The sequence below is a fragment of the Campylobacter concisus genome (genome assembly GCF_002913545.1).
In the GTDB taxonomy this organism is placed as follows: domain Bacteria; phylum Campylobacterota; class Campylobacteria; order Campylobacterales; family Campylobacteraceae; genus Campylobacter_A; species Campylobacter_A concisus_AV.
The window spans coordinates 26,655-41,447 of record NZ_PPBR01000008.1 but is presented as its reverse complement, the minus strand read 5'-3'; the positions used below and the strand labels follow the sequence as shown (position 1 = coordinate 41,447).

Here is a 14,793-nt window from a genome sequence, read left to right as displayed (position 1 = left end):
TTTTACCTTTTGACATATTCTTTAACTTCATAATATTTTAGAAGTTTGTTTGTTAAATCTTTTATCAACTCGTTGTTTTTAAGCATCGCAACATTTTGTTGTGTTATTTGCTTATAGTTGTTATTTATATTGTTAGTAAGCAATCTTTGTTCCAAAATATCGTACACTACGGCTTTGTCATCTAATATAACATAACCTTTTGTGTTGTTAGTGTCAAAAAGTTGAGATACAAAAGCTCTTGTATCGCTCTCATTTAAGCCCGCAATAGAGCCATTTACCTCTCTGCTAACAAAGCCAACATCTGTGCCTTTGAAGTTTTGTAGAGTTTCTTTTGCTTTTGCTGTTAAAATTTCTTTTTCTTTTTTACTTTTATAAATTTCAAGCACATTGGCTCTTGCTTGTTCAAAGCTCATAGGTTGTGGAGGAGTTATGCTTTTTACTCTAGCTATCAAATAGCCATCTTTATAGATAAATGGTTTTATCACTTCGCCAACTTTTGCGCCCTTTATCTCATCAAGTGAAAAAGTGGCGTTGTCCTCATTTACGCTTACAAAACCATTAGTTGCAAGTTCAGCTTTTTTAACAGCGACATACTTTTCTAAAGCATTAGTTTTGCTTTGCTCTATGTTGTAGTCTTTATTAACCTCAGCTTTTACCTCGCTAAAAGGTTTTATCTTGTCATCAGATCCCTTGTATTTATCTTGGTTTTCGTTATAGTAAGATTTTAAAACGCTTTCGTTTGCATCGCTTTTTTCTGACTCGACAAAGTATGTATCTATACCATAAAGTGTCTTTGTCATATAGTTATTTTTATTTATCTCCCAAAGATCTTTTAGCTCTTTTTCATCTATCTTAATCTCGTTTTGATAAGCATTTACTACTTGCACAGCTAATTTATCTTGCATGAAAAAGCTAGCTTCCATCATGGCGATATCTTCTTTGCTAGCAGGTAGATTTAAAATAGTTCTAAGTTTATCTAGTAAGATAGTTAGTTTTAGATTGTCTTCAAAATCAGTTGGGTTTATCCTAGCTCTTCTTAGCACATCGTAGTATAAATTTTTGTCAAAAACGCCGTCTTTTTGAAATGTTGGATCGACGATTATATATTTTAAAACATCGTCTTTATTAACACTTAGACCGATGTCGTCTGCAAAATTTAATAGTAAATTTTCTTGAATAGCAGCTTGAAGTGCAGCATTTTCTAAACCTAACTCTTCAGCTTTCTCTTGAGTTAATTTACCTTCAAATACATTGTTATAGTACTGATATAACCTATCATATTTTTGTTGCAACTCTTGAACGCTTATATTTCTATGTCCTACTTTGGCTACTGAAGTAGCTCTGTTGCTGTTTAGATCGTATGCGCCCCAGCCGACAAAACCAGCACCGACAAAAGCTATCGTGCTTACCCAAATTGTCACGACTAGGTATTTTTTATGTTTTTGCATCCAAGATAACATTAAGTTCTTCCTTTAAAATACTAACAAAGCTTGTGCGATATTTTATAGAAATTTGGCTTAAATAAGCTTAAAATGGGGCTTTATAAAAACGTTTCTTGCTAAATTTTTACTAACATTTTTTATCTTTGTTAGCAACAATTTAAATGCTAAAATCGCTGTAATCACCAGTAAAATGAAGCAGTTTGCAGCTATTTTCTAACAAAGCTATATCTTTTGCAAGTAGCTGAGGGCTCCTGCTATACGCGTAAACGCCGTATCCTTTGATCACGACGACGTTAGTATTTTTCTCTATCATTGCTCTATAAATTTCTGTCTCAGCGCGCTCATACCAGTCGTCAAACTGCTTTGGATCATAGACTAAAATTTCATTAAATCTCATGCATCCAAAATAGTCTTTTGGTGCGATCTTTTCATGTTTCATTGCATAAGCTGTCACGTATGGAGGCATGGTGTAGCAGACAAATTTTGCTTCATTTATGTTTTTGTAGATGTTTAAGTGTATATCAGCATCTAAGCTTGCATCATTCCATCGGTAGTCTTTTTTTGATGAAAGAAGCGTTAGATCACTATCTTGCAAGTCGTCAAAAATGGCGCTTTGCTTGTTGATGATGAATTGATTTTTTTCTACCCTTGCTGAGATAGAACCATGAAAAACACCAAAAAAATTCTTTCTAAACATCGAAAGAGATATCTTTTTTATCTCATTTGTTGAGTGCAATAAGTCCATTTTTTCTCCTATGTTTGGGTGATTATATTTAAGCTATCTTAAAATTTGTGTAAAATTTTATGTAATGATAGCTTTTTAAGTAAAATTTCGATAAATTTTCACACTAATTTCATTAAAGAGGCAGTGTTGCAAAGTCCGCATATTAGCGTTTTACTTGACGAAGTTTTATCATTTTTTAAAGACTTGCGCGGAAATTTTATAGATTGCACGCTTGGATATGCTGGGCACTCTAGTGCCATTTTGTCTCAAAATGAAAATTTAAATTTGATCGCTTGCGACAAAGACATCGAAGCTATAAATTTCTCGCTCAAAAAACTTGAGCCATTTGGCAGCAGAGTGAAAACTTATAAGAGCAATTTCTCTGAGCTTATTAGCAAACTTAGTAGCGATGAAATTTCAAATGTTAGAGGAATTTTAGCTGACATCGGCGTTAGCTCTTTGCAGATAGATAAAGATGATAGAGGCTTTAGCCTTGGTTCAAGCGCGCTTGATATGCGCATGGATAAAGAGCGAGGATTTAGCGCCTATGACGTGGTAAATGGCTACTCGTTTGATGAGTTAGTTAGGATTTTTAGGGATTACGGTGAGCTAAAAAATGCCGTTGGGATCGCAAATAAGATAATAAATGCTAGAAATTTAGGCGAGATAACAAGCGCAAAAGAGCTTGCAAACATAATAGGCACAGCCCAGATAAAAGGGCGCGGTGTTAGCCCTGCGATACTCGCGTTTCAGGCGATCAGGATAGAGGTAAATGGCGAGCTAGATGAGCTAACAAATTTACTTAATAGTATAGAAAAGGGCGGTTTTAAAGATTGCTTGGTGGCGATCATAACATTTCACTCGCTTGAAGATAGGATCGTAAAAGAGCGCTTCAAAAAGTGGGCAAACAGCTGTATCTGCCCGCCTGGCATCTACCGATGTGAGTGCGGAAATAACCACGAACTGGGCGAAATTTTAACCAAAAAGCCACTAACAGCAAGCCAAAGTGAGCTAGCACAAAACTCACGAAGCAAGAGCGCAAAACTGCGTGTTTTTAAGATAAAAGGATAAAGATGCAAGAAAAAGAAGAGCTGCTAACACTTCACGACGAAGAGCAAAAACGTGAGGTAAATTTAAGCTTTAAGACGCTAGTGATGGTCTATCTGGCGGTTTTTATAGCGCTAGCTCTATTTTTGCCAAAAATTTATATAGCAAATCAAATTTATTATATAAGTAGAGATATCGCCGACATCAGCGGCAAACGAGATATGCTCCTTGAAGAGAACAGAGCTCTTAGCATAAAGCTTGAAAATTTGCGTTATAAAAATCAAATTTTAAACAATATGCAAGAGCGTCAATGGAAATAATTAAGAAATTTAAAAGCTTCATCCACTACTACGACCCTGCAAATTTCCAGCTCATCTACTCGCTAAAAGCTGCCACGACTATCGCTTTTAACTGCTTTTTGTGCTTTCATTTCTTTCATCTAAGTGGCGCCATCATGGCTGTAAATATCACGATGGGTATCTTCTTTCTTGGCGAGCTTGAGTGCAAAGATAGGAGTAAATTTGCATTTTTGCTTCTTTATATCGCGCTTTCTTGTGCTTTTATGCCCTTTGTTGATCCATTTATCAGCCTTGGCGTTTGGCTCTCACTTATCGTATTTGTCTGGATATTTGTGGTGGGCATTAGCCAAATTTATAGCTCAAATTTAAACAAAATTTTACTTGCCGTAAATGCAACAGGGCTAGTTGCTTTTGTGACAAAGGCCGCAGTAGGGCTAAATGTGGTTGAAAGCATCGGCGGTCTGGTGCTTGCTGGCGTGCTAAGCATCATCATAAAATTTGAAAATTTTGGCAAATACGGCAAATTTACTAAAAAAAGCATCAGCTTTTTACTAGACAGCGCCATCTTATCGAGCAAGGCGCTTGGCACGAGCCATTTTTACGCAAGTATCGCAGATTTGATGAGCTCTATTGATAAATCAAAAGAAATTTTTGCAAACAAAAGCCTAAAGATAAAAGATGTTAAGCTAGTTAGAAATCAAGCCAAAGCACTATTTTATTTTTATAAAGTTGAAGAGATAGCTCTTTTGCTTCGAACATTAGGCGCTTCGTTTGAAAGGATCGAGGACAAAGCGCTTTTAAACGAGGTAAAAAATGAGATCGCTTACAACCTTTTTGAGCTTAAAAAAATTTTCAAAAATCAAACTCCAAAGCTAAAATTTGATGCGCTAAATTTAGCTAAAAACTCAAATTTTAAAATTTTTGCAAGCTCGCTTGGTGTGCTATATGATAAATTTTTGCTTATAAAAGAGGGCGGCGAGGACAAACTCTCATTTAACAACACAAAAAAGATCACGCTAAAAGAGGCTTTTAAAAAGCTAAATTTAAAAAATGAAGTATTAAAAGAGTCTTTAAGGCTTGCCATTTGCATGTCGATAGCCATTTTTATAGCGCAGGCGATGCATATAAATCATGGAATTTGGATAGCCATAGCAGTGATGAGCCTAAACAAAAGCGACGAAGATGCTTTGAAAAATGCAGGCAGAGATAGCCTTCTTGGCGGAGTTATCGGCTTTTTTATCGCGCTTGTTTTTGTGAAATTTATGGGTGAATCATACGCATTTTACGTGGTTGTCTTTATCGGTATGTTTTTGGTTTATTATCTAAAATCTTACAAACAAATCGTCTTTGCAACGGCTTTTATGTTTGAATTTACAGCTATTTTTTCGCTTATAAAAAGAGACTTTTTAGCCCTTATGATCGATAGACTGCTTGATGTGGCAGCTGGCTTTTTGATAGTTTTTGTCACATATCTACTAACTAGGAAAAATGACTATACAGCGATAAAAAATAGCTTAAGCAGTGCCTTGATAGGTTTTAGAAATTTAGTGCAAATTTCTCTAAATGAGTCAAACAAAGATGCTTTTAGCACGGATGAAAAAGCGATTTTAGGCTCGCTAAATGAGCTAAACTACGCTATAAAAGTTAGTAAAAATTTAGACGATGATAATATGAAAAATGCAAAATTTATAGCTAGCAAGCTTGATGATATAAATAGCGATCTAGTTAAGCTTAGAAATTATCTAAATTTAGACGAGTTAAAAGAGAAAAACGCCTTGCAAAATGATATAAAAATCATCTCAGATAGGTTTTTGATGCTAGATAAAAAGACTAGGAAGCTTCCATATTATTTCATAAGCGAGATAGAAGCGAAACTGCTTTGCAAAGATGAAAACGCTAAAAAGCTAATTTTACGAGTTGCTTTAAAACAAAATGAAATTTACTCAGCGCTCTCTTTTTGAGAGATCAGCTTTTCATATATATATTGTTCTAAATCTTTTTTTGAAACGTCATTTTTAAGAGCGGTGTTGTAAATTTCTTCAACCTTGCTTGAATACTTTTCATAACCAAAATACGGAAAATGCACGCTCCAAGCTCGCTTTATAAGCTCTTTGCTCATCTCTCTTCTTGCCCAAACCTTAAACATATCAAAGCCGATAAAGACAGCTGAAGTGACGATGGTGGTTGCGATTATCGAGATGTGCGCGTCGGCCTTTGCTAAAAAGTGGTGCGTGATGATGAGAAGCGGAAACAAGACTACAAAGCAGATAAGTGCGTAAATTTGATAGAGCTTCACGTGGTTAAATCTAAAATTTAACTTTGCGCCATCAACTAGCATACCTTCGTTAAAAAGGGCATTTGCTTCAAGTAAATCTCTAAATAAAACTGGCTGTTTTGAGACGAAAAAAATATTTTTAATGATAGTGTTTCTTAGATTTTCTTTCATTTTTTATAGACTTTTTACCTTAAAAATTTCAGCTCATTGTATCTAAAAATCTATAAATTCAAACAAAATTAGATACAATTTGCCTAAAATTTAAGGAGCTAAAAATGGCAGATAAAGCTTTAGAAACGGTCTTTTTAAATGGCGAGTTTTTGCCAAAAGATGAGGCAAAAGTTAGTGCATTTGATAGAGGATTTATATTTGGCGATGGAATTTATGAAGTGGTGCCTGTGATAAATTCAAAAATGGTCGATAAAGAGGGCTTTTGGGCGAGGTTTGAGAGAAGCTTAAACGAGATAGATATAAGTCTGCCTTACGAAAAAGATAAATTTGAAGCGATCTTAAATGAGATGATCGCCAAAAACGCCTTAAAAGAGGGCGGAATTTACATGCAAGTAACAAGAGGCGTGGCGTTTAGAAATTTCTATTTTATGGAGAATTTAACCCCAAGCGTCTTTATCTTTTGCTACGAGAGTGAAATTTTAAACAACCCAGCCGCAAAAACTGGCATAAAAGTGGTAAGCGTCGAGGACATCAGGTGGAAGAGGCGCGACATAAAGTCGATCTCTCTTCTAGCTCAGTGCTACGCTAAAAATGAGGCTCACAAAAAGGGCGCGGACGAGGGCTTTATGGTAGAAAACGGCTTTGTCACAGAGGGCTGTAGCTCGAGCGCTTTTATCATCAAGGATAAAACTCTTATCACCAAGCCACTTTCAAATGAAATTTTGCCAGGGATCCGCCGCATGAGGCTTTTAAGGATCGCTAAAGATATCGGACTAAAGATAGAGGAGCGTAAATTTAGCATGGACGAGGTTTACGCGGCTGATGAAGTCTTTATCTCGGCTGCTACGCTCATACTTTTGCCAGTCATCTATGCTGATGGCAAGGCGATAAATGGCGCAAAAGTTGGCGAAATTTCAAGCAAACTTCGTGAAATTTATGCTAGCGAGCTTTTAAAAGAAGCTGGACTTTGAGAGAAAAGGTCTTAATAAGCGCTTGTCTGGCTGGCATAAACTGCAAATTTAACGGCGAAAATAACCTTTTGGGTAGTGGCATCTTGGATGAAATTTCAAAAAAATATCATCTGCTTTTTATCTGTCCAGAGGTTTTTGGCGGACTTAGCACGCCAAGAGAGCCAGCCGAGATGAAAGATGGCTTAGTCGTTACAAAAACAGCTAAAGATGTGAGCGAAAATTTTAAATTTGGGGCTGAAATTTGCCTAAAGATAGCTAAGCTAAATGGCTGCAAAAAGGCTATTTTAAAAGCTAGAAGTCCAAGCTGCGGGAGCGGGCAAATTTATGATGGAAGCTTTAGTAAAAAGCTAATCTTTGGCGACGGCGTAGCGGCAAAACTGCTAAAAGAAAATGGTATTTTAGTCTTTAGCGAAGATGAGATAGGGCGGCTTGATGTTTGAGAGGCTAAAAGATAATGTCATGGTCGAGGTGATCTTTAAATACATCATCTTGCTGCTACTTTTTGCCTGCGTGGTGGGGCTTTTTGTAAGTGGCGTGCTCTTTTTAAAGGGAGAGATGAGCGAGTTTTCGCTAAATTTGCACATTTTCTTTGGCTTTAGCTTGGTTGTCCTCACCATAATCCACAGCTACGTCAAGAAGAAAAAGCTAAAAAAGCTAAGCCTTGAGTTTAAAAATATCTTAAAGCATAAGCCAGTTCAGATGGACTGCAACACGACAAGGTTTTTAAACGCACTAAATGATGTTAAAGTTGGGGAAATTTCAAAGAAATTTGGCTCAGATATTGCAGAAATTTTAAGATCAAACGATATAAAGGTCAAGGATCAAAATGAGACGATGAAGCAAATTTGCAAAAACAACGATGAAAAGATGTTTTATATCTTTGTTTTGATCGTCGAAGCTATATTTAAGGATAAGGAAGAAATTTGAAAAAAGGTATATTTTTAGCACTTAGTGTTGCTTTGTTTTTGGGTTGTTCGCAGACAACAAAGCCAGAGCCAAACAAGCAGCAAAATGCCCTGCCAGACGAAAATGTCTATAAGCCAAATGAGCGCATCAGCTTGCTTGAATTTGAAGTAAAACAAGACGCCTCGTCGCTACCTCAAAATATGCAAAGTGCGAGTTTTGCTCAAGATGAAATTTTAAAAAGAAGGTTTAAAGTTTTTGCCCTAAGAGGCGTGAAATTTAACCCAAACGACGCTTTTTGGGCGTTTAATGTATATAAGCCAAGCGAGAAGAGAAAGTATTTTGGCTCAAATTTTAGGCAGATACCGCAAAGCTGGTTTGACGCACAAAAGGAGAATGCAAATTTCGCTGGCTTTTTGCAAATTTCAGCTTACGCTCTAACTTCAGCAAACACAGCTGTAAGAAATTTTCCAACCGACGAGCCGATATTTTTAAACCCGCAAACTCCAGGCGAGGGCTATCCGTTTGACTATCTGCAAGAATCAACCCTAAGCATCGCTCATCCGCTCTTTGTATCGCACCTCTCAAAAGATAGGGCATGGGCGTTTGTGAGTGATGATGCGGTTTGGGGCTGGGTGAAGGTTGAAGATATCAAATTTATAAGCGACGAAGAGGCGCTTGCCTATCAAAAATCAAGCTTTGTAACGATAAAAACCGACAAGATGCCAGTTTATGATAAAGGCGGAAACTTCTTGTTTTACTCGCGTGTCGGCGCGATACTGCCAGTTTTAGCACAAGATGACAAAAACTACTACGGCAAAATTTATGTAAGAAATATGCTTAGGGAGTTTGTCCTCCCAAAGTCTTTTAGCGCCCTTTTTCCACTTAAATTTAATGACTCAAATTTAAAAACAATTCTTAGCTCGCTTCTTACTCAGCCTTATGGCTGGGGCGGGGTGGATAAGCTAAGAGACTGCTCGCTTTTTACAAAAGACTTGCTAGCAAGCTTTGGCGTGTGGTTGCCAAGAAATTCAAGGGCGCAGGCAAATATGGGAGAAAAGATCAACCTAAAAGGCCTTAGCAATGTTGCAAAGAGCAAAGAGATAAAAGAAAAGGGCGTGCCATATCTCACGCTCGTGCATCTGCCAGGTCATATCATGCTCTATGCTGGATACAAGGGCGATGATATCTACGTCGTGCATGATGCTTGGGGGCTAAAGACTGCAAACAACGGCCGCGCGCTAATCGGAGCGACCGCGATAACTACGCTAAATATCGGACAAAACAGAAGCGACATACAAAGTGCAAATTTGCTTATCTCAAAGGTTGATTCTATAAATGTGATGAGACCTGAGCAAGGGATGCTAGATAAGGCTAGAAAGATGTCGGCTTTGCAGCGAGCTTACGGCGTGAAGATAGAAGAAAATTTGGTTAAATTTAGTGATGGCACGAGTTTAGTCTATGATGATTTTAAACAAAAAGATGAAGAGTGCAGCACTGGGGCTGATATAGAGGATATGAACGCGCTTGATTACGCTGCATTTTCGCCACTTAGCGCGGCTTTAAGTGATGCTGGCAGATGCAGAAACTACGAGCTTTTAGGCAAAATTTATGGCTCAAGTGAGAGCGCAGTAAAGGCAAATTTAGTAGATGTCATCTGGCTAAAGGATTTTTTAAATTTGCCTTTGAAATTTAACTCTAAAAATGGCGCTGCAGCTGCCTTGCAGGATGTGAGCAATGAACTAAATGAGATGGTAAAGAGCGATCCAAATTTGCTAGAGTATCTAAAAGATCCAGGCGGGACATTTAAGTGGCGCATTATCGCTGGCACAAACCGCCTAAGCGCGCACAGCTACGGCATCGCGATCGATATAAATGTAAAAAAGAGCCACTACTGGCAGTGGAGCAAGGGCTATGAGAACTTGATCCCTGAAAAGATCGTGCGAGTATTTGAAAAGCATAAATTTATCTGGGGCGGACGCTGGAAGCACTTTGATACGATGCATTTTGAGTATCGCCCAGAGATGTTTGAGTAGATGAAAGATCAAATTTTAGAAATTTTATCTCGCTCAAATGTCTTTTTAACAGGCGGTGGCGGTGTAGGCAAGAGCTATCTGACCGCCTCCATCATCAGACACTACAAAGAAAATTTCAAAAATGTCGTCATCCTTGGCTCAACTGGCATAAGCGCTGTTAGTCTTGGGGGCGTGAGCTTGCATAGCTTTTTTAAATTTGGTTACTGCAAGGACTACGAGGAGCTAAAACGGCTTGACTACCGCCAAAAAGATAAGCTAAGCAAACTACGAAATATGCTAGATGCTTGCGATCTGCTAGTAATTGATGAAATTTCGATGGTTAGCTCAAATGTCATGGAGATGATAAGATACCGCTTGCTTACATCTAAATTTAAGGGCAGGGTGCTTATAGTAGGCGACTTTTATCAGCTGCCACCCGTGCAAAAAGAGCAAAATGAGAGCAAACTTTTTAACTTTTTATACGCCTTTAACTCCAGTGCGTGGGAGGATATGAAATTTACAAATGTCGAGCTTTTGCTCTCAAAACGCACAAATGATCTTAAGTTTTATGAAATTCTCTCTCGTCTTAGAGTTGGCGAGCTAGATGATGAGATGATGGCCTACATCGAGAGCTTGCGAGTGGGAGCTATCGAGCCAGATAGCGAGACTAGCGTGCTTTTTGGCAGAAACGCCGAGGCTGAGATGCTAAATCAAAAGAGACTTCTTGCACTTAACGCACCGCTTGAAATTTCAAACTCGGACGTGCTTGTTATGGATGAAAATTTAGATAAAAAAGAGTTTGAAAAGTGGGCAAATACGCTAAATATCTCGCGAAATTTGGAGATGAAGATAGGCGCAAAAATCATCTTTACTTCAAATAAATGGGGCGAGTACTATAACGGCGAGCAGGGCAAGATCATGCAAATTTTAAAAGAAAATGGCGCCATATCAAGTGTGATCGTGCAAAAAGATAGCGGCGAGATCTGCGAGATAGAAAAGTGCGCTTATAACTTTTGCGCGCTAAATTTAAACGAAGACGAGATCGAGGAGAACGTGCAAGCTTCGCTTTATCAGTTTCCATTTAAACTTGCTTATGCGCTAACTATCCACAAGTCTCAAGGCATGAGCATAAACTCGCTCATTTGCAACATCAACCACATCTTTGCCAAAGGACAGCTCTACGTCGCACTTTCTCGCGCAGTAAATCCTAAAAATTTAAAACTTTTTTATGATAAGAAAAGTGATTTTAGGCAGCATTTAAGAAAAGTGGTTAAAATTGACGACGAAGTTAAGAAATTTTACCAAGAAAACGTATTTTTGCATATTAAGGAGAGTTTATGAAAAAGCTATTTTTAAGCCTTGTTTTTGGCGTTTTTGCATTCGCAGATGTGCTAAAAGTGAGTGACTTTCAAACAGATATTTACTCAAAAGCTGGACAAAATTTAACAAAAAAGATAAGCATGAACCTTGAAGTTGTCGGACGTGATGTGGAGGAGAACGAAGCCTACGTGCTTGATGCGCTAAACGTCGTTGTTGGCAGCTTTTATGTGGAGGATATCCTAACCTCAATGGGAAAAGAGAAATTTAAGGAGCTCTTTATGAAATACGCAGCCAAAAAACACTCGCTTGACATCGATGACGTGCTTATTTTAAATATCAAAGTGATAAATAATCTAGAGCTAAGCGAGATCATAAAGGCGATAAAAAGCCAAAATTTATGCTCTGATCCAAGCGTAAATGAAGATGTGATGACAAAGCCAGAAAAGAAGAAAAAAGGCAACGAAATCATTGTCGCACCTGATCCAAATGACGTGTTGCAAAAGCCGATCGATCTAAATAATGTGCAAGAATTTGGAAAAGACTTCGGAGAGAAATAAAAAAAGATAAATTTGGCTAAAAGCTAGCCAAATTTATTGATTTACGATGTCGTAACCTTGTGGAATGACTGGAGTTAGCGTCTCTTTTGGGATGAGCGCGTCTTTTACAGGGTTACTTAGAGTGATCTTTATCTTATTTGAGAGTTTGTCTTTATAATCAATCGTCGTTGGAAGCGTGTTTTTGATCGTTATAAAGTACTCAACCCCGTCATATATCGCCTTATAAAGTGTCGGCTGAATTTGCTCTGCGTGAGCCAAAACCTGCGTTAAATTTGGCGTATCATCTAGCCTTGAGATGATGGCTTGCTCAAGCTCATCTTCGATCACGACCACCTTGTCTTTGTCAAAGTAAATCCTCTTTGGTGTTGGACTTTCATATATCCAAAGTGCGGTGTTGTCGCTTTTAGCGTAAAATCTACCCTTATAATTTACACTTTTTCCCTCGCTAAAGACAGTTTGAGTAAAGTCACTTTGTAGGCTTTTAAAATTTAAGCCAGCGCCAAATGAGCAAACTGCGACAAGAGATGCAACTAAAAATTTTCTCATTTTTTATCCTTTTTTGGCGTATTCTAGCCCAGTTTAATTAAATAAATAGTTAAACTATGCTAAGATCCAAAGTTTAAAAATTTAGGAAGGTAAAATAATGATTTCATCGGTATTTAGAAAGATTTTTGGCACGAAAAACGATAGAGAAGTCAAAAAATATATAAAACGTGTGGCGCAGATAAACGCGCTAGAGCCTACATATGAGAAGATGAGCGACGATGAGCTTAAGATCAAATTTAACGAGCTTAAAGCCCAAGTCGTCGAAGAGAAAGTCACTTTAGATCAAATTTTAAATGATGTCTTTGCGATCGTTAGAGAGGCTAGCAAAAGGGTGCTTAAGATGCGCCATTTTGACGTGCAGCTAATTGGCGGCATGGTGCTAAACGAGGGCAGGATCGCTGAGATGAAGACAGGCGAGGGTAAGACCTTGGTTGCGACTTTGCCAGTTATCTTAAACGCGATGAGTGGCAATGGTGTGCATGTAGTGACCGTAAATGACTACCTTGCAAAGCGTGACGCGACGCAAATGGGCGAGCTTTATAACTTTTTAGGCTTAAGCGTCGATGTGATACTAAGTGGCGGATACGACGATGAGGTAAGACAAGCTGCCTATAACGCCGACATAACATACGGCACAAACTCAGAATTTGGCTTTGACTACCTTCGTGACAATATGAAATTTGAAGCTGGTCAAAAGGTGCAAAGAGGCCATAACTTCGTTATCGTCGATGAGGTCGATAGTATCTTGATAGATGAGGCTAGAACGCCACTTATAATCTCTGGTCCAACAAACCGCACGCTTGATGGCTACATAAGAGCTGATCAAGTCGCAAAACAGCTTACCAGAGGCACTCCAGCTGATCCAAACGTGCCAGGCTCAAAGCCAACGGGGGATTTTATAGTAGATGAAAAAAATAGAACGATAATGATCACAGAAGCTGGCATAAGCAAGGCTGAAAAGCTCTTTGGAGTTGAAAATTTATATAACCTTGAAAACGCCGTGCTAAGCCACCACTTAGATCAAGCTCTAAAGGCTCACAATCTCTTTGAAAAAGACGTTCATTACGTCGTAAAAGATGGCGAGGTTGTCATAGTTGATGAATTTACAGGACGTCTAAGCGAGGGCAGGCGCTTTAGCGAGGGGCTTCACCAAGCGCTTGAAGCAAAAGAGGGCGTGAAAATTCAAGAAGAGAGCCAAACGCTAGCTGACACAACCTATCAAAACTATTTTAGAATGTATAAAAAGCTTGCAGGTATGACTGGTACGGCTCAGACTGAGGCTACTGAGTTTTCTCAAATTTATAACCTTGAAGTTATCTCGATCCCGACAAACGTGCCAGTTAAGAGGATCGATCAAAACGATCTTATCTACAAAACTCAAAATGAGAAATTTAAAGCAGTTATCGACGAAGTCAAAAAGGCTCACGAAAAAGGTCAGCCAGTGCTTGTAGGAACTGCAAGTATCGAGCGCAGTGAGGTGCTTCACGAGATGCTGAAAAAAGCTGGCATCCCACACTCTGTGCTAAATGCTAAAAACCACGAAAAAGAGGCTGAGATTATCGCTCAAGCTGGCGTAAAAGGCGCTGTGACTATCGCTACAAATATGGCTGGACGTGGTGTTGATATCAGGATAAACGACGAGGTGAGAGACCTTGGCGGTTTATATATCATCGGCACCGAAAGGCACGAAAGTAGAAGGATAGATAATCAGCTCCGTGGCCGTGCTGGACGTCAGGGCGACCCTGGTATGAGTAGATTTTACCTAAGCTTAGAGGACAATCTTTTAAGGATTTTTGGTAGCGACCGCATAAAAGCGATCATGGATAGGCTTGGTATCGACGAGGGCGAGAGTATCGAGAGCCGCATGGTGACAAGGGCTGTTGAAAATGCTCAAAAGAAAGTCGAGAGCTTGCACTTTGAGGCTAGAAAGCACTTGCTTGAGTATGACGACGTGGCAAATGAGCAAAGAAAGACTATCTATAAATACCGCGACGAACTACTTGATAAAAACTACGATATGAGCGAGAAGATAGCTCAAAATAGGGTTGAATACGTTACAAATTTACTTGATACGGCTGAAATTTTCCATGGCGGCTTAAAAGATGACTATGACATTAAAAATTTATGCTCTATCATCCTTGCAGACTGTGGCGAAGAGATCGACGAGAGCGAGCTAAAAGGGCTAGAGTATAATGAGCTAGTAGAAAAAATAGCGCAAATTTTAGAGATTAGATATAACGAAAAGATGAGCGTGCTAAATGAAGAGCAAAGAAAAGATATAGAGAAAATTTTATACCTTCAAGTGCTTGATAATGCGTGGAGAGAGCACCTCTATCAGATGGATATCCTAAAAACTGGTATCGGTCTAAGAGGGTATAATCAAAAAGATCCGCTAGTTGAATATAAAAAAGAGAGCTACAATCTCTTTATGGAGCTAGTTGGCAGGCTAAAAACTGAGAGCGTTAAGACGCTTCAAGTTGTTAGATTTAAGAGCCGTGAGGAGCAAGAAGAGCAGGCTAGAAT

The 14,793-nt window shown here is 38.6% G+C and carries 13 protein-coding genes and 1 pseudogene; 10 read left to right on the top strand and 4 right to left on the bottom strand.

All coding sequences use genetic code 11. The features are described from left to right. Window positions 1–2: 2 nt before the first annotated feature. Window positions 3–1,460 (bottom strand): peptidylprolyl isomerase, encoded by a 1,458-nt coding sequence (locus CYP05_RS00870; protein ID WP_103641719.1) that lies wholly within the window; start codon window positions 1,458–1,460, stop codon window positions 3–5. 139 nt (window positions 1,461–1,599) lie between these two features. Next, entirely contained in the window at window positions 1,600–2,187 is a 588-nt protein-coding gene (locus CYP05_RS00865) for a class II aldolase and adducin N-terminal domain-containing protein (RefSeq protein WP_103595418.1), read from the bottom strand. A gap of 126 nt (window positions 2,188–2,313) precedes the next feature. On the opposite strand from CYP05_RS00865, the gene rsmH reads away from it, so the two are divergent. Genes rsmH through CYP05_RS00850 form a run of 3 tightly spaced genes read left to right on the top strand, consistent with a single transcriptional unit; the run spans window position 2,314 to window position 5,473 of the window. Beyond that, on the top strand, window positions 2,314–3,237 hold the full coding sequence (rsmH, locus tag CYP05_RS00860) for a 16S rRNA (cytosine(1402)-N(4))-methyltransferase RsmH (RefSeq protein WP_103641718.1): 924 nt from the start codon (window positions 2,314–2,316) through the stop codon (window positions 3,235–3,237). Between the two features lie 2 nt (window positions 3,238–3,239). After that, window positions 3,240–3,533: a hypothetical protein gene (locus tag CYP05_RS00855; protein ID WP_002940285.1), complete on the top strand. Its 294-nt coding sequence runs from the start codon at window positions 3,240–3,242 to the stop codon at window positions 3,531–3,533. Further along, on the top strand, window positions 3,524–5,473 hold the full coding sequence (locus tag CYP05_RS00850; protein WP_103641717.1) for an FUSC family protein: 1,950 nt from the start codon (window positions 3,524–3,526) through the stop codon (window positions 5,471–5,473). Before CYP05_RS00855 ends, CYP05_RS00850 begins: the two co-directional genes overlap by 10 nt. Here CYP05_RS00850 and CYP05_RS00845 read toward each other — a convergent pair. Continuing rightward, the gene (locus CYP05_RS00845; protein WP_103641716.1) at window positions 5,452–5,958 is read right to left on the bottom strand and encodes a hypothetical protein; all 507 of its coding nucleotides are present in this window, start codon (window positions 5,956–5,958) and stop codon (window positions 5,452–5,454) included. The two genes, CYP05_RS00850 and CYP05_RS00845, sit on opposite strands and share 22 nt — an antisense overlap. 104 nt (window positions 5,959–6,062) lie before the next feature. On the opposite strand from CYP05_RS00845, the gene CYP05_RS00840 reads away from it, so the two are divergent. Genes CYP05_RS00840 through CYP05_RS00815 form a run of 6 tightly spaced genes read left to right on the top strand, consistent with a single transcriptional unit; the run spans window position 6,063 to window position 11,724 of the window. Beyond that, entirely contained in the window at window positions 6,063–6,929 is an 867-nt protein-coding gene (locus CYP05_RS00840) for a D-amino acid aminotransferase (RefSeq protein ID WP_103569794.1), read from the top strand. Next, window positions 6,926–7,369: a DUF523 domain-containing protein gene (locus tag CYP05_RS00835; RefSeq protein WP_103641715.1), complete on the top strand. Its 444-nt coding sequence runs from the start codon at window positions 6,926–6,928 to the stop codon at window positions 7,367–7,369. The genes CYP05_RS00840 and CYP05_RS00835 overlap by 4 nt, the downstream gene beginning before the upstream one ends. Then, window positions 7,362–7,856: a chemotaxis protein gene (locus tag CYP05_RS00830; RefSeq protein ID WP_103641714.1), complete on the top strand. Its 495-nt coding sequence runs from the start codon at window positions 7,362–7,364 to the stop codon at window positions 7,854–7,856. Before CYP05_RS00835 ends, CYP05_RS00830 begins: the two co-directional genes overlap by 8 nt. Next, the gene (locus CYP05_RS00825; RefSeq protein WP_103641713.1) at window positions 7,853–9,868 is read left to right on the top strand and encodes an SH3 domain-containing protein; all 2,016 of its coding nucleotides are present in this window, start codon (window positions 7,853–7,855) and stop codon (window positions 9,866–9,868) included. Before CYP05_RS00830 ends, CYP05_RS00825 begins: the two co-directional genes overlap by 4 nt. Beyond that, entirely contained in the window at window positions 9,869–11,188 is a 1,320-nt protein-coding gene (locus tag CYP05_RS00820; protein WP_103641712.1) for an ATP-dependent DNA helicase, read from the top strand. Beyond that, a complete protein-coding gene (locus tag CYP05_RS00815; RefSeq protein ID WP_103641711.1) occupies window positions 11,185–11,724 on the top strand; it encodes a hypothetical protein in 540 nt (179 codons plus the stop codon). Before CYP05_RS00820 ends, CYP05_RS00815 begins: the two co-directional genes overlap by 4 nt. Window positions 11,725–11,757: 33 nt before the next feature. Here CYP05_RS00815 and lolA read toward each other — a convergent pair whose 3' ends face one another. Continuing rightward, window positions 11,758–12,270, bottom strand: a complete 513-nt coding sequence (gene lolA, locus CYP05_RS00810) for a LolA-like outer membrane lipoprotein chaperone (RefSeq protein ID WP_012001621.1) — start codon at window positions 12,268–12,270, stop codon at window positions 11,758–11,760. 97 nt (window positions 12,271–12,367) lie between these two features. Between lolA and secA the strand changes: the two are divergent. Next, window positions 12,368–14,764 (top strand): annotated as a pseudogene (gene secA, locus CYP05_RS00805) (preprotein translocase subunit SecA); the annotation flags it as partial. Window positions 14,765–14,793 lie beyond the last annotated feature (29 nt).

What these genes read in the sequence shown, in the direction of transcription:
- CYP05_RS00850 (WP_103641717.1), top strand. Translation starts at nt 3,524, where the DNA reads ATGGAAATAATTAAGAAATTTAAAAGCTTCATCCACTACTACGACCCT.
- CYP05_RS00830 (WP_103641714.1), top strand. Translation starts at nt 7,362, where the DNA reads ATGTTTGAGAGGCTAAAAGATAATGTCATGGTCGAGGTGATCTTTAAA.
- CYP05_RS00840 (WP_103569794.1), top strand. Translation starts at nt 6,063, where the DNA reads ATGGCAGATAAAGCTTTAGAAACGGTCTTTTTAAATGGCGAGTTTTTG.
- CYP05_RS00845 (WP_103641716.1), bottom strand. Translation starts at nt 5,958, where the DNA reads ATGAAAGAAAATCTAAGAAACACTATCATTAAAAATATTTTTTTCGTC.
- CYP05_RS00820 (WP_103641712.1), top strand. Translation starts at nt 9,869, where the DNA reads ATGAAAGATCAAATTTTAGAAATTTTATCTCGCTCAAATGTCTTTTTA.
- CYP05_RS00815 (WP_103641711.1), top strand. Translation starts at nt 11,185, where the DNA reads ATGAAAAAGCTATTTTTAAGCCTTGTTTTTGGCGTTTTTGCATTCGCA.
- CYP05_RS00855 (WP_002940285.1), top strand. Translation starts at nt 3,240, where the DNA reads ATGCAAGAAAAAGAAGAGCTGCTAACACTTCACGACGAAGAGCAAAAA.
- CYP05_RS00870 (WP_103641719.1), bottom strand. Translation starts at nt 1,460, where the DNA reads ATGTTATCTTGGATGCAAAAACATAAAAAATACCTAGTCGTGACAATT.
- CYP05_RS00865 (WP_103595418.1), bottom strand. Translation starts at nt 2,187, where the DNA reads ATGGACTTATTGCACTCAACAAATGAGATAAAAAAGATATCTCTTTCG.
- lolA (WP_012001621.1), bottom strand. Translation starts at nt 12,270, where the DNA reads ATGAGAAAATTTTTAGTTGCATCTCTTGTCGCAGTTTGCTCATTTGGC.